The organism is Pseudomonas sp. S5D5 (assembly GCF_003013355.1).
Lineage (GTDB): Bacteria > Pseudomonadota > Gammaproteobacteria > Pseudomonadales > Pseudomonadaceae > Aquipseudomonas > Aquipseudomonas aylmerensis.
In genome coordinates this window covers 6,577,879-6,591,395 of sequence record NZ_PTEO01000001.1, presented here as the reverse complement: position 1 = coordinate 6,591,395, position 13,517 = coordinate 6,577,879, and the positions used below count along the sequence as shown (strand labels likewise).

13 protein-coding genes and 1 pseudogene are annotated in these 13,517 nt (G+C 58.1%); 6 read left to right on the top strand and 8 right to left on the bottom strand.

What is annotated here, in order from left to right:
* Positions 1 to 12: 12 nt before the first annotated feature.
* Positions 13 to 792, bottom strand: coding sequence for an EAL domain-containing protein (locus tag C9990_RS30130; protein WP_106805442.1), 780 nt, complete (start codon positions 790 to 792; stop codon positions 13 to 15).
* A 116-nt stretch (positions 793 to 908) separates the two neighbouring features.
* Here C9990_RS30130 and C9990_RS30125 point away from each other — a divergent pair, with 116 nt between their 5' ends.
* A complete protein-coding gene (locus C9990_RS30125; protein WP_078046385.1) occupies positions 909 to 1,316 on the top strand; it encodes an RNA-binding S4 domain-containing protein in 408 nt (135 codons plus the stop codon).
* A gap of 185 nt (positions 1,317 to 1,501) precedes the next feature.
* Here C9990_RS30125 and C9990_RS30120 read toward each other — a convergent pair whose 3' ends face one another.
* The gene (locus C9990_RS30120) at positions 1,502 to 2,305 is read right to left on the bottom strand and encodes a phosphatase PAP2 family protein (protein WP_106805441.1); all 804 of its coding nucleotides are present in this window, start codon (positions 2,303 to 2,305) and stop codon (positions 1,502 to 1,504) included.
* A gap of 124 nt (positions 2,306 to 2,429) precedes the next feature.
* Between C9990_RS30120 and hslO the strand changes: the two genes are divergently transcribed.
* Entirely contained in the window at positions 2,430 to 3,332 is a 903-nt protein-coding gene (gene hslO / locus C9990_RS30115) for an Hsp33 family molecular chaperone HslO (protein WP_065899604.1), read from the top strand.
* Between the two features lie 179 nt (positions 3,333 to 3,511).
* Positions 3,512 to 5,053 carry a phosphoenolpyruvate carboxykinase gene (locus tag C9990_RS30110; protein WP_065899605.1) on the top strand — a complete coding sequence of 514 codons (1,542 nt, stop codon included), beginning with the start codon at positions 3,512 to 3,514 and terminating at the stop codon, positions 5,051 to 5,053.
* A 57-nt stretch (positions 5,054 to 5,110) separates the two neighbouring features.
* On the opposite strand, the gene C9990_RS30105 is transcribed toward C9990_RS30110, so the two are convergent.
* The 6 genes and pseudogenes from C9990_RS30105 to C9990_RS30075 form a co-directional block, all read right to left on the bottom strand.
* Entirely contained in the window at positions 5,111 to 5,962 is an 852-nt protein-coding gene (locus tag C9990_RS30105; protein WP_106805731.1) for an EamA family transporter, read from the bottom strand.
* Positions 5,963 to 6,135: 173 nt separating this feature from the next.
* Positions 6,136 to 6,492 (bottom strand): DUF1493 family protein, encoded by a 357-nt coding sequence (locus C9990_RS30100; RefSeq protein ID WP_065899606.1) that lies wholly within the window; start codon positions 6,490 to 6,492, stop codon positions 6,136 to 6,138.
* 269 nt (positions 6,493 to 6,761) lie between these two features.
* Positions 6,762 to 7,406: a DUF1493 family protein gene (locus C9990_RS30095; protein WP_106805440.1), complete on the bottom strand. Its 645-nt coding sequence runs from the start codon at positions 7,404 to 7,406 to the stop codon at positions 6,762 to 6,764.
* Positions 7,407 to 7,410: 4 nt separating this feature from the next.
* Entirely contained in the window at positions 7,411 to 7,893 is a 483-nt protein-coding gene (locus tag C9990_RS30090) for a hypothetical protein (protein WP_065899607.1), read from the bottom strand.
* Between the two features lie 718 nt (positions 7,894 to 8,611).
* Positions 8,612 to 9,210 (bottom strand): annotated as a pseudogene (locus C9990_RS30080) (putative adenosine monophosphate-protein transferase Fic).
* A complete protein-coding gene (locus C9990_RS30075) occupies positions 9,210 to 9,380 on the bottom strand; it encodes a YhfG family protein (protein ID WP_106805439.1) in 171 nt (56 codons plus the stop codon). Before C9990_RS30075 ends, C9990_RS30080 begins: the two are co-directional and overlap by 1 nt.
* Before the next feature lie 175 nt (positions 9,381 to 9,555).
* Between C9990_RS30075 and C9990_RS30070 the strand changes: the two genes are divergently transcribed.
* The 3 genes from C9990_RS30070 to C9990_RS30060 all read left to right on the top strand — a co-directional run bounded on the left by C9990_RS30070 (position 9,556) and on the right by C9990_RS30060 (position 13,410).
* Positions 9,556 to 10,731 (top strand): tetratricopeptide repeat protein, encoded by a 1,176-nt coding sequence (locus C9990_RS30070; protein ID WP_106805438.1) that lies wholly within the window; start codon positions 9,556 to 9,558, stop codon positions 10,729 to 10,731.
* A gap of 285 nt (positions 10,732 to 11,016) precedes the next feature.
* Positions 11,017 to 12,954: an ATP-dependent DNA helicase RecQ gene (locus C9990_RS30065; protein WP_106805437.1), complete on the top strand. Its 1,938-nt coding sequence runs from the start codon at positions 11,017 to 11,019 to the stop codon at positions 12,952 to 12,954.
* A gap of 24 nt (positions 12,955 to 12,978) precedes the next feature.
* Positions 12,979 to 13,410 (top strand): thioesterase family protein, encoded by a 432-nt coding sequence (locus C9990_RS30060; protein WP_065899611.1) that lies wholly within the window; start codon positions 12,979 to 12,981, stop codon positions 13,408 to 13,410.
* Positions 13,411 to 13,517 lie beyond the last annotated feature (107 nt).

Below are 13,517 nucleotides of genomic sequence, written 5' to 3'. Positions count from 1 at the left end.
ATGGGTAACCGCTCAATTCGCCCAGGCGCGCGGGGAAACCTCGGCCAGGGCTTTGAATGCGGGCTTGGCGAACCAATAACCCTGCATCAGAAATATTCCGCAGTCGGACAGGAAATCGCGCTCGCCGGCACTTTCGATGCCTTCGGCGATGACAGTAACCCCCAACTGCTCACAGATTGTGACAATCCCCTGGACGATCACCTGACGGACACGGTCCTGGTCGACATCGCGGATCAGCGCCATGTCGAGTTTGATCAAGTCAGGTTGGAAATCGGCCAGCAGATTCAGCCCCGAATAGCCCGCGCCGAAATCGTCGATGGCGGTCTTGAAGCCGAATTCACGATATTCACGCAGAATATTGGTCAAATGGCGATAGTTATCTACATGCTCGCTTTCCAGTGTCTCGAAAATCAGTTGGTCCAGCGGAAAATTGTGCGCGCGAGCCGCCTCCAGGGTGCTGCGGATGCACAACTCCGGACGGTACACGGCGTTGGGCATGAAGTTGATGGAAAGGTGAGTTTGCATGCCCAGTGCGCTGGCCTGGGCAATTGCCTGGGTCCGGCAGCGCTGGTCGAAACGGTAGCGGTTGCTGTCGTTGACCTGCTCCAGCACCGACATCGCGCCTTCGCCATTGATACCGCGCACCAAGGCTTCGTTGGCAAAAATCGTATGGTCTCGCAGGTCTACGATAGGTTGGTAGGCAAAGGCAAAATCGAAACCCAAGGGCTCGCTTTGCTGGCACCCCACGCACCGTTGGTTAGGCGAGGTGAGTGAAATGGGAAAGTCGGTCACGGTGAATCCTCGCGAAATCAGGGTGCTACCTGGCGTATCTTAGGTGAGCCTTGGGGTTTATGCGTCGAAGGGTTTCAACGGTAAAGTTGCGACATTTTTCAGAGCGGGGAATTCAAGTGGCTCAAAAGCAGGAAGAGGAAGAAAAGGTCCGTCTGGACAAGTGGTTGTGGGCCGCGCGTTTCTACAAAACACGTGCCCTGGCCAAGGCTGCCATCGAGAGCGGCAAGGTGCATCATCGCGGCGAGCGCTGCAAGCCGGGCAAAGAGCCACGTGTCGGTGATGAGTTGCAGATTCGTACAGGCTTTGACGAGAAGACCGTAGTCGTCCAGGCGCTTTCGATTGTGCGCCGTGGTGCGCCCGAAGCGCAGGCGTTGTACACCGAGACTGAAGCGAGTATCGCCAAGCGCGAAAACGCGGCGGCCATGCGCAAGGCGGGCGCCACCGGCATGACCACCGATGGCAAGCCGAGCAAGAAGCAACGCCGCGATCTGTTCAAGTTTCGCGGCAGTGGCAATGACGACTAGCTCCGCCGGCGGCCCCTATCTGTCCCAGTGCTGCAGCGGACTTGTCGTGGCGAGCGGGCTTGCCCCGCGTTGGGCTGCGCAGCAGCCCCCTCCCGCCCCTCCGCCTGTTTCCCTGCACAGTGAGGCGTCTGTTTCCAGGGCTGCTTCGCCGCCCAACGCGGGACAAGCCCGCTCGCCACAGTCGGTTATTGCGGCGAGTTCATGATGCTCAGTCGGCCGATCAGCGGCACCCGCTGAAACAGCCCGAACACCGGCGCTGTCAGCCGCAGCAACCCATTCGACACCTTCGCCGCAAACGGCGTGTAATAGCCCCAGCCCAGTGCCAACAGCGCCAGCAGTACACCGCCGATGTAATCATCCTGCCCCCAATGCGCGCCTGCTACCAAGCGCGGCATCATGAACAACAGCGCCAGGCCCCAGATCACCAGGATCTGGCCGATGCGTTTGGCGAACACCGTCATGAACATCGCCCAGATCAACAACACCGAGGCATGATCCCCCGGGAAGCTCTGGCTGGAGCGGTCCTTCAATTCCCAGGTCTTCTCCAGCCCCGGGAAATAGTCACTCATATGAATCGCGCCGCTGATCACCATCGACGGGCTGCTGTGTTGCCAGCCCATCTGTGCCGCGAGTTTGGAAAACAGCATGCGGATAAACAGCAACAGCAGCAGAATGCCGACAAAACCTAACACTGCCTGGCGCACTTGTACGGCCTTGAATACCCACTCACCGCGAATCAGCAGCGTCAGCAGAATCACCCCGACTACCGCATCAAATGGCCGCAAACTGGCCACGGCCCACACATGCAGCCACATTGAGTTGCTCGCCAGCGGATCATTGAGCAGATGAAACAGCCACTCGTCGAAAATCACACACAGCATCTGGCCCGTGGGCCACAGCCAAAAACACAGCAGTCCGATAGCGAGTAGATTACAAAGAGCCCATCGCCGGAGGTTCCACTTGGCTTGGAACAAACCCGGATTGTTCATAAACTGTCCCTCTCGCTCAATTAAGCTCTCTGTTTCCAGGAGAAAGCCGCACCAAGATGGTGCTAAAGCGTTTAATTTTATAAACCTTGTAATCAATTTGTCATCAATTCAGATACCCAGACCTATGACTGATCTACCGGATACCGACTTCACCCAACGCTTTATCTTCGACGAGAACGACGCCCGCGGCGAACTGGTCTCGCTGGAGCGCAGCTATGCCGAAGTCCTTGCCAAGCACCCCTATCCGGAGCCGGTCGCGCAACTGCTCGGTGAGTTGATGGCGGCAGCTGCGCTGCTGGTCGGCACGATGAAATTCGATGGTTTGCTGATCCTGCAGGCCCGTTCCGAAGGCCCGGTCCCGATGCTGATGATCGAGTGCTCCAGCGAGCGCGAAATCCGTGGCCTGGCCCGTTACGACGCCGACTTGATTACTCCAAACGCCACGCTTTCCGACCTCATGGCCAACGGCGTACTGGCGATCACCGTCGATCCGACTGAAGGCCAGCGCTACCAGGGCATCGTCGACCTCGACGGCGAAACCCTGTCGGACTGCTTCACCAACTATTTCGTGATGTCCCAGCAAGTCGGCACCAAGTTCTGGCTCAACGCCGACGGTAAGCGCGCCCGTGGCCTGCTGTTGCAGCAATTGCCGGCTGACCGCATCAAGGATGACGACGAGCGTACCGATAGCTGGCGCAAACTCACCGCCCTGGCCGGCACCCTGACAGCTGAAGAATTGCTCGCCCTGGACAACGAAACCATCCTGCATCGCCTGTATCACGAAGAGGCCGTGCGCCTGTTCGACGCACAGACCCTGCGCTTCCATTGCAGCTGCTCGCGCGAGCGTTCGGCCAATGCCCTGGTGAGCCTGGGCCTGGAAGATGCGCAGAATCTGGTGGTGGAGCACGGTGGCCATATCGAGATCGACTGCCAGTTCTGCAACCAGCGCTACCTGTTCGATGCCGCCGATGTTGCTCAGTTGTTTGCCGGTGCAGGTATCGACACCCCTTCCGACACCCGCCACTAAAACGTTTAAGCACAGGTAAATCACCTGACGAATGCCGGATTAGCGCTGTTCTGACGGGAGGGCCCTACTCTTTTTGGGCTTTTCTGGCATAATCCGGCCCACTTTTTTCGCGGTAGTAGTGCGCAACTTTCTACTACAAAACGTTTGGAGCACTCGGCCATAGGCCGACGGGGAACCTCATGACGCAAGCCAATAACGCCGTATACACCGATCTGAGTGTTGACGATCTGGTCAAAGAAGCCCTGCAGCGCGGTGAAGGCGTGCTTGCCGATACTGGCGCGCTGGTCGTAGAAACCGGTCACCGTACCGGTCGTTCGCCAGTCGATCGTTTCATCGTTGAAGAGCCTTCCACCCAGGATTCCATCGCCTGGGGCCCGATCAACCGCAAGTTCCCGGCCGACAAGTTCGATGCCCTGTGGGCTCGCGTCGAGGCATTCAACAACGCGCAAGAGCATTTCGTTTCCCACGTTCACGTAGGGGCTGCAGAAGACCACTACCTGGCCGTCAAAATGACCACACAGACTGCCTGGCAGAACCTGTTCGGTCGTTGCCTGTTCATCAACCCGGCCCAGTACAACCCAGCCGGTCGTGAAGAGTGGCAAGTGCTCAACGTGGCCAACTTCGAGTGCGTGCCTGAGCGTGACGGCACCAACTCCGACGGTTGCGTGATCCTCAACTTCGCCCAGAAAAAAGTCCTGATCGCCGGCATGCGCTACGCCGGTGAGATGAAAAAAGCCATGTTCTCGGTGCAGAACTACCTGCTGCCAGCTTCCGACGTACTGCCGATGCACTGCGCCGCCAACATTGGCGAAGCCGGCGACGTGACCTTGTTCTTCGGCCTGTCCGGCACCGGCAAGACCACCCTGTCCGCAGACGAAAGCCGTTACCTGATCGGTGACGACGAGCACGGCTGGGGCGAGGGCGTGGTGTTCAACATCGAAGGCGGTTGCTATGCCAAGTGCATCGACCTGTCCGAGAAGAACGAGCCGGTCATCTGGAAAGCCATCAAGCACGGCGCCGTGCTGGAAAACGTAGTGATCGACGATGCCAAGCACGCCGACTACGCCGATGTCAGCCTGACCCAGAACAGCCGCGCCGCCTACCCGCTGGAGCACGTTGCCAAGCGTTCCGAGCAGAACCTGGGCGGCGAGCCAAATGCTGTGATCTTCCTGACCTGCGACCTGACTGGCGTACTGCCTCCAGTGTCGATCCTCAGCGAAGAGCAAGCGGCCTACCACTTCCTGTCCGGCTACACCGCACTGGTGGGTTCGACCGAAATGGGTTCGGGCGCCGGCATCAAGTCGACCTTCTCCACCTGCTTCGGCGCGCCGTTCTTCCCACGTCCGGCCGGTGAATACGCTGAGCTGTTGATCAAGCGTATCCGTGGTTTCGGCTCCAAGGTCTACCTGGTCAACACCGGCTGGACTGGCGGCGGCTACGGCGTCGGCAAGCGCTTCAACATCCCGACTACTCGCGGCGTGATCGCAGCGATCCAGAGCGGCGCGTTGATTGGTGCGCAAACCGAACACCTCGACACCATCAACCTCGACGTGCCACTGGCCGTACCGGGCGTTGAAACCGGCCTGCTGAACCCACGTAACACCTGGGCTGACAAGGCTGCCTACGACGAAGCAGCGAAAGCGCTGGCTGGTCTGTTCATCGAGAACTTCAAGAAGTTTGAAGTGAGCGATGCGATCAAGGCTGCGGGTCCGAAGTTGTAAGATTCGGTCGCTGTAAAAAAGCCGCCCCTCGTGGGCGGCTTTTTTGTGGGCGTTGGGTCAGTGCGCGATATGCAAAACCACCGCGCCGACCAGCACCAGCACAACCCCGAGCACCTGCACTGCTGACAGCCGCTCCTTGAAAAACACGAACCCCAGAATCGCCGCAATCCCACCTGACAATGTACTGATCACCGTCACTACAGACACCGACCCTGCCATCGCCCCCCACGAAAATGCCGAGAACCCGCCCAGGTTCATCAAGCTCGCGCCGGTCAATGTCGCGCAGTTTTTCAGCGGCGGAATCTTCAGGCCATCCTTGATCTTCAGCACCATCACCACCAGAACGCAGAGGCCGACCAGATAGCCCAGCCAGAGCATGGTGATCGGCCCCAAGGCAGGCAATGTATAGCGGCCTTGCAGCCAGAAGCTGGTGCCGTACAGCGTTGCGGCGAGCATGGCGTAGGCGATGGAGTGGTTAGAGCTGTTGTGAGGAACGCCGTTGTCCTTGTGGATGCTGGAGAGGACTACGCCGATCACGCACAGGCCGATGCAACCGAGTTGGACCAGGCTGATGTGTTCACCGGTCGCCCAGGACAGCAGGGTGGTGACCACGCCGTAGGACGTCACCAGCGGCGCCACAATGGCGGCTTTGCCCAGCGCAAAGGCCTTGGACAACGCAAGCGCGCCGGAGACCGTGAACAGCGCGGCAGCAATGCCCAGCAGCCAGGCGCTCAATGAGGCATCCAGGGATTTGAGCAGCAAGGCGGGGAAGATGACCAGCAGCAGGGTCATGATCAAAAAGCCCAGGGCCTGACCGAAATACACTGCGCGTTTAACGCCCACGGCGCGGGCATTGAGGCCCACCAGAAAATCCGTGCCGCCCCAGAGCAGGGCGGCCAGCAGGCCCATCATTACGTCCATGTAAGGTCCTTGGTATGTAGGCAGTTCACCAGGTTAGCGCATAACCAAATGGGGGAATGGGCTTGCTCGCGAATGGGGGGTATCCGTGAGAAATACTCTACCTGACCCAGCGCATTCGCGAGCGAGCCCGCTCCCACATTTGATGTTCGGTGCTCTTGGGACTAGCTCAGGTTTTCCAGGGTCTGCGTGTCCCAGCTGTTGGTTTTGATGGCCAGGTAGAGCATGCCGATGGTCAGCGGCACCTTCTCACCACGGCCCTTGGCCCGACGCTTGAGAAACACATCAAACACCGGCGGGTTGAAGTAACGATAAGTGTCGTAGTCGCCCAGGTCGAGGGCAAATTCCTGCTCCAGTGCTTCCATGAGTTGCTTGGCCTCACTGCCGTCGCAGCCCAGGTCGAAGTTGAGTGAGGTCTGCAGGCGAAGGGTCTTGTGTTTCGGCAGTCCGATCTCCTCGTGCAGCAGTTGCAGGAGTTGCCGCATGACGGGATCTTCGGGGAAGTTGGGCGCGAGGTTCATGGTGGGAGCACGCAGGAATGGGTGAGGGGAATGGTTGCGTTGGGAGCGGTGTGTGTTTCGGGTGATAAAGAGTGCCAAGCCTATCAAGAATAGGAAGACAGGTAGAAAGGGCAATCTGAGGATCACTTGCACATAGGGTAGAAGGAGCGTCAAAAGAAGGCCTGCTGTGAGGAATGTGAGTGCGAAGCGCTTTCTGAGGGTGCGGTCGTTAATTTGATAGTGAAGTACCAGGTAGAAACCGAGGAAGCACATTGCTTGCAGGTAGACATTCACGGTTTCTGATACCCCTTCGTCTCGAGTGCCTGGGTATCCCAGGACTTGGCTTTAACAGCGTGGTAGAGCATGCCAATGGTTATAGGGCGCTTTCCCTCGCTGCCTTTTTCCACATATCGCAAATACGCGTCAAAGCCTCGACGCTTGAAGTAGCGTTTGTCGTTGTAGTCCCCTAGCCTCATGCCGAACTCAAGCTTCAGTAGTGCCATCAATTGCTTGCCTTCGGCACTGTTACACCCGAGGTCATGGTTGACTGATGTGTCGAGGGTGATGGTTTTGTGTTTGGGCAGGCCAATGCCTTCATGCAAAATTTGCAGGAGATGGAGCATGAGCGGGTCATCAGGGAAGTCTGGCGCAAGGTTCAAGGTTGGGGCGATGAATAAAGGGTGATGGGTTTTAGCCCTGCAATATATATTTTGGGTGCTCAATAACCCGATGCCTGTCACGAAGGCGATTATCGGCAGGCTTTCAAGCTGTGCCTCTCTGATCCAAGAGGTGGCATACAGCAGGAGCGCTGGGCCGGCTACCAGGAAGTAGAATCCAAGCCATCTTCTGAGTAAGGGGCGCTTTATTGTTCTGTCGACAATTCCAGCCAGTACGAGAAGGAGAAGCAGGTTGATCCACTGAATGTATTCATTCATTGCATTAGCCACCCTGGAATTGCCGGACCATGGCCGACAGTGATCGCTGAGGACCAATTCCGCCGTTTACCTGTGCGTCGAGGCCGATAACCACATCACCAGCGTGATAGCTACGAATGATCCCTTTAATCGTCAGGCCTGCAGCGGCTCCAGCGGCGAGCCCCGCCGCAGGCGATGCCAGGCTCATTGGTGCTGACACGGCGCCGCTGATTAATCCTGCAACGATCTCCCCACGAATGTTGAGTAATTCAGCCTGTTGCCGGGTCAGCGGTTTGGAGATGGCCACAGTCATCCTGCAAGGCAAATCGCGAGCGAGCATTTTTCTGTAGAGATCTACGAGTCTTCGGCGCACCTCGTTTGCAGAAATACCTGCTTCCAGCAAGCAGAGGTTTGCCATTGCAAGGTGATTGGAAGGCGAGACGATAAGACGCAGCACCGTGAAGGTGACGCCGTAGTGGCCATTGTATTGAGTCCTTTCGATATTCACGGATATATGCCGGGAGCTGTTGAAAGGGCGTTAGTTTCAGTCAGAGAAAGGTGAGTTTTGTAGGGGGGCGGGCAGGAGTTTTAAGCAGTTTCGGAAGGGGATGGCACGACATTTGGAGGTTTCTTACAGGGCTTTCCGAGATTTTTAGCTCGGCAGAGATTTTCCATTGTTAGAACGTTCAGTTGTTGCAGTGAACTTGCTAGCGAAGAGCTCGGGTACGCCGCGTAATTCCAGATACACCGCGTGACTTTTGACGATCTTCGCCAGCAAGCTCGCTCCTACAAAAGGTTACAGCTGAGGTGTATGGCTGTTGAGGTTGCAGTTGAACATGCTACGTGCTTCCAGCAAATCACAGCCGTCCTGGACTAGCAGCTACAGGACATTGGTGATGTGGAAAATGCCGTTGAGGTCGGCGTGTTCGAATGTCCGGCGGGAGAAGGTTTCCAGCAAGTCGGTGGCAGCGCGAATGCGTTGATGGGCGGCGGACTGCGCGCGGGTTGGCCAGCCGGAAACAGCACTCCGGCACGTCCGAAAGCGTCCCCCCACAACCGCCATAGCACTGCTATACGAGACGAAAGACGTTCGAATAGTAAGTAAACTTATGTGTGCTGTTTTTCGGGTGACCAAACCCAGTCGCTGATTTGGCGGCGACACCGCGAACCTTAGAACTGAGTTGGTTTTCGACAATAAACAGATAGTTTAAGTGTGCGCGGTTCGCTCAAGCACTGCCAGGCCGATTGATACACCGCTCAAAAATCGCCTCCAGCCCCGATAATCACACGCCACTGCGTCAATATTCGCCGGTACCCACGCCGCGTGTTTCACCAGCCACCAATTCACCGAAAATCCCGCATTCACGATGATCTGTTCAAACAGAATCCGCTGCGCCCGGCCGTTGCCTTCACGGAAGGGGTGGATAACGTTGAGGTCGCCATAGGCCTCGGCGATCTTGCTCACCAGCTCAGCCTGGCTCACGCCGACGTACCAGTTCGCGTCCTCCATATGCCGGATGATTTTCGCGGCTTCTGGTGGAATGCGTTCCGGGGTGCAGAACAGGGTGTCACCTTTCTGGAGATTGACGCTGCGCAGCTCGCCAGCCCACTCGTAGAGGTCACTGAACAGCGTGCGGTGGATGTGTTGCAAGCGTTCGAGGTCGTAGGGCGGGGGAAAGAGGGGGAGGTTGCCTACGGCGATTTCGGACAGTTCGCGCTCGGCCTGGTGCAGGTCAGCTTCGTCGAGCAAATCGAGGCGGTTGCGCAGGACACTGCTACCGGGATAGCAGTAAGGATCCTGGCCCACCCCGTATTTGTCGAGCATCAGCGCGAATTATTGCGGTACTTGGCGAGCACGGCCTCGCGGGTCGGCAGGGGCTTGTCGACGTCGGTCGGCTGGGTGTCAAACCCTTCCAGACGCAGGCTGGCCAAGTAATTGGAACGGCGGATCTTGTGGTAATGATCCTGTTTTTGCTCAAACGTCAGTTCGCTCATCGCAGCGTACTCCTGGGTAGCAAGGTTTGATTGTAGCGCAATGCTTGCGTCGCCAGGCGGGATATAAACCACGTCACATTCTGTACAAAAAATCCTCCGGCGGGCTGAATTCAGCGTATGTTTCACCGCAAAATCTTGTAGGGCAATTCCGCCCACTACTTAAAGGGAGTTAAGCATGGGTTTGCTTCGTGTCGCCTCGGCGATGTCTTTGTGTGCAGTGGCCTTTTCCATCCAGGCTGCGCAGTTGCCGATCGAGGTGCTCAGCGCGGTGGTCAAGGACCAGAAAATCGCCGATGCCGAAGTGCTGTTGCAGCGCAACGGCGCACAAAACGTCGTGGGCCGCACCAACGCCCAGGGCCAGGTGACGCTGACCAGCGAAGCCGCTGACGATGCCAGCAACCTGCTGATCATCAAGAAGCCCGGCTACTCCAACCTGGTGGTGAAGTGCCCATGCGCAGGCATGACCTACGCCATTAGCCCCGTGATGGAAAACCTCGACGGCCTGCGCGTCGTGCTGACCTGGGGCAAAAATCCGGAAGACCTCGACTCCCACATGATCTTCCCCGGCAACAATATTTACTTCGAGAACAAGACGGGCACCGACGCCGAGCTGGACGTGGATGACGTCGACAGTTATGGCCCGGAAACCATCACTCTGCAGAAAAAGCACTACGGCGAAAGTTACGTCTACGCTGTGCATGACTTCACCAATCGCGGCAATCCAGGTTCGCGCCAGTTGTCCAACAGCGAAGCCAAGGTGTTTGTGTACATGGGCCAATCGCTGGTGCGCACTTACTACGTGCCGCAAAACCGCAGTGGCAACCTGTGGACAGTCTTCCGCATGACCGGCAGCGGCGACTTCCAGGACATCAACACCTTCAGCGGTGTCACGGTGAATGCCGCGAACGTGCTCAATGAAGTCAAACCCCTGCTGGATGACAGCGTGGCGGTCACGGCGGTGGCTGTCAGCTCTTCCGCACAGACCGATGCGAAACGTCTGAACGTGCAAGGTGAAGCGGCCTACCAGGCTGGCAAGCTGGACCAGGCGATTGACCTGTTCCGCCAGGCTATCGAATTGGACAACGGCTTCGGCAAGGCCTACGGCAACCTGGGCCTGGCGTATCAGAAGGCTGGCAATACCGCCGAGTCGATCTGGGCCAACCGCAAGGCCATCGCCCTGGCGACCGGCGCGAATGCCGCCACCGTGCGTGCCGGTGCTTACTACAACATCGCGCGGATCTACGAAGCGGCGGGGCAGTTCCCGGATGCGTTGCGTCACTACCAGTTGGCCAAGGAGCAGAAGGCCAACCCGGTGTACGACACGGCGATCGAGCGCGTGCAGAACCGCTGATTCAGGCGTAATACAGCCCTAAAAATGTGGGAGCGGGCTTGCTCGCGAAGGCGGTTTATCAGTCAGTGCTCTATCGACTGACACACCGTCTTCGCGGGCAAGCTAACTCCCACTTTTGGTTTGTGATGTTCTTACAAAACCCCGCGAAAATTCCCACTTCGGCCCTAGGCCATCCCTCAGCCTGTGTATCATCCTGTCTCTTTTTTCCATGCGACCTTTCTCGATTCGCTGAATTTTTCGGGCTATGTTTTTGAGCCAACTCAGCGGTCAATGGAGTGACAGCGAATGCACGACACCCTCCAGCAGGTCTTTGGTTATCCACAGTTTCGTTTAGGCCAGGAACAAACGGTCAGCGCCGTACTGGCCGGCCGTTCGGCCGCAGCCATCTTCCCTACCGGGTCGGGCAAGTCCCTGTGTTACCAGCTGCCTGCGGTACTGCTGCCGCACCTGACGCTGGTAGTGTCGCCGTTGTTGGCGTTGATGCAGGACCAACTGGGTTTCCTGCAGCGCCACGGTATTTGCGCGGGCAGCATCGACTCGGCGCAAAGCCGCGATGACGCCAATGATGTGATGGCACGCGCGCGTTCGGGCGAGTTGAAAATCCTGATGATTTCCGTGGAGCGCCTGAAGAACGAGCGCTTTCGCAACTTCCTGCAGAGCGTGCAGATCTCGCTGCTGGTGGTGGATGAAGCGCACTGTATTTCCGAGTGGGGCCATAACTTCCGTCCGGACTACCTCAAGCTGCCGGACTACCAGCGTCAGTTCAATATCCCACAGGCGCTGCTGCTGACCGCGACGGCCACGCCCAAGGTGATTGCCGACATGCAGGCCAAGTTCGCCATCGCACCGCAGGATGTGGTCACCACGGGCTTCTACCGGCCCAACCTCAACCTGCTGGTTGAGCCGGTAGCCGGCGCCGACAAGCGTCGGCGGTTGGTGCAGTGGATGGCCGAGCGCGCCGATCAGCCGAGCATCGTCTACGTGACCTTGCAGAAAACCGCCGAGCAGATCGCCGAGCATCTGAATCGCAATGGCATCCAGGCCGAGGCGTACCACGCCGGTTTACCCAACGATAAACGCGAAGGTATCCAGCAGCGATTCATGAGTGGGCGCTCCAATTGCATTGTCGCCACCATCGCGTTTGGCATGGGCATCGACAAGAGTGATATCCGCAATGTGGTGCACTTCGACCTGCCCAAATCCATCGAGAACTACAGCCAGGAAATCGGTCGTGCCGGGCGTGATGGGCAGCCCTCCGACTGCCTGGTGCTGGCTAACCGCGACAGCCTCAACGTGCTGGAGAACTTCGTGTACGGCGATACCCCCGAGCAGGACGGTATTCGCCGTGTACTGGAGGAGTTGCAGGCCGCGCGCAGTGAGGGGCAATGGGAGTTCCTGCTGCGCTCATTGTCGGACCACAGCAATATCCGCGAGCTGCCCCTGAAGACCCTGCTGGTGCAATTGGAGCTCAGGGGCGTGATCGCGCCGCGCTATGCGTTTTATGCCGAGTACCGCTTCAAGTACCTGATTGAACCGGAGGCGTTGCTCGCACGATTTTCCGGCGAGCGGCAGCAGTTTGTCGCGGCGATTGTCCAGGTGTGCAAGCGTGCGAAAACCTGGGCTACCGTAGATTTTGACGCGCTTTATCAACAGCACAATGCCGAGCGCAATCGGGTGGTGAAGGCGCTGGATTACTTCCAGGAACAAGGTCTGATCGAGCTGGAAAGCAAGCAGATGACTGAGGTCTACAGCCTGCTCAATATCGATTTTGACCCACAGGCGCTGAGCGCCGAGTTATACACAGGCTTCAAGCAGCACGAGGTGGGAGAGGTGGCGCGGATTCACGCCATGCTCGATCTGTTCGCTACTGAACAGTGCCTCGGCCAGCGCCTGGCGCAGTATTTCGGGGATGAACAAGCGCCCCAGCGTTGCGGACATTGTTCGGTCTGCCACGGTGACGTGGCGCATCTGCCACCACCGCCCAGCCTGCCGCCGCTTGTGGATAAAAACTTCATGGGCCTGTGCGGTGACTTTATCCACAGGCATCATGAACATAGCGGCCAACTGCCCGGCGCCGAGCGGCTGACGCGGTTCCTGGGTGGTATCAGCGTGCCGCTGTTTACCAAGCTGAAGGCGCGGGGCATTCCCGGTTTTGCTGCGCTGGAGGACTACCCCTACGCCGATGTGCGTGAGTGGGCCCAAGCCCATCTGAATGACTTGTAAATCCACTTTCAGTGAGACCTGCCCATGCCTGAGTCAATGCCACAACGCGCTGATTACCGTCACTTCCAGCCGATCATCACGCGCTGGCACGACAACGATGTGTATGGCCATGTGAACAACGTGACCTACTACAGCTTCTTCGACACCGCGGTGAATACCTACCTGATCGAGCAGGGCGGGTTGGATATTCATGAGGGTGAGGTCGTGGGGTTTGTGGTGAGCTCGGCGTGCGATTACTTTGCCTCGATTGCCTTTCCGGACCGTATCGACATTGGCCTGCGCGTGGGCAAGTTGGGCAACAGCTCAGTGCAGTACGAGTTGGCGGTGTTCAAGGCTGGCGAAGAAGACGCCTGCGCAGCGGGGCGCTTTGTGCATGTGTTTGTCGATCGCGGGACGAACCAGCCGGTGGCCATTCCGGGGACGCTGCGCGAGGCGCTGCAGCGGTTGGTGGTGTGACGCCATTTATGTCGGCGCCGGCTTGCCCGTGATGGTTGGGTGCCAGGCGGTCAGCCTGATCCAACGCTATCGCAGGCAAGCCAGCTCCCGCAGTGGACTGGTGAGTC

Coding starts and splice junctions, on each gene's coding strand:
- C9990_RS30120 (WP_106805441.1), bottom strand. CDS start 2,305: ATGAACAATCCGGGTTTGTTCCAAGCCAAGTGGAACCTCCGGCGATGG.
- hslO (WP_065899604.1), top strand. CDS start 2,430: ATGACTGATCTACCGGATACCGACTTCACCCAACGCTTTATCTTCGAC.
- C9990_RS30110 (WP_065899605.1), top strand. CDS start 3,512: ATGACGCAAGCCAATAACGCCGTATACACCGATCTGAGTGTTGACGAT.
- C9990_RS30105 (WP_106805731.1), bottom strand. CDS start 5,962: ATGGGCCTGCTGGCCGCCCTGCTCTGGGGCGGCACGGATTTTCTGGTG.
- C9990_RS30100 (WP_065899606.1), bottom strand. CDS start 6,492: ATGAACCTCGCGCCCAACTTCCCCGAAGATCCCGTCATGCGGCAACTC.
- C9990_RS30095 (WP_106805440.1), bottom strand. CDS start 7,406: ATGAATGAATACATTCAGTGGATCAACCTGCTTCTCCTTCTCGTACTG.
- C9990_RS30075 (WP_106805439.1), bottom strand. CDS start 9,380: ATGAGCGAACTGACGTTTGAGCAAAAACAGGATCATTACCACAAGATC.
- C9990_RS30070 (WP_106805438.1), top strand. CDS start 9,556: ATGGGTTTGCTTCGTGTCGCCTCGGCGATGTCTTTGTGTGCAGTGGCC.
- C9990_RS30065 (WP_106805437.1), top strand. CDS start 11,017: ATGCACGACACCCTCCAGCAGGTCTTTGGTTATCCACAGTTTCGTTTA.
- C9990_RS30060 (WP_065899611.1), top strand. CDS start 12,979: ATGCCTGAGTCAATGCCACAACGCGCTGATTACCGTCACTTCCAGCCG.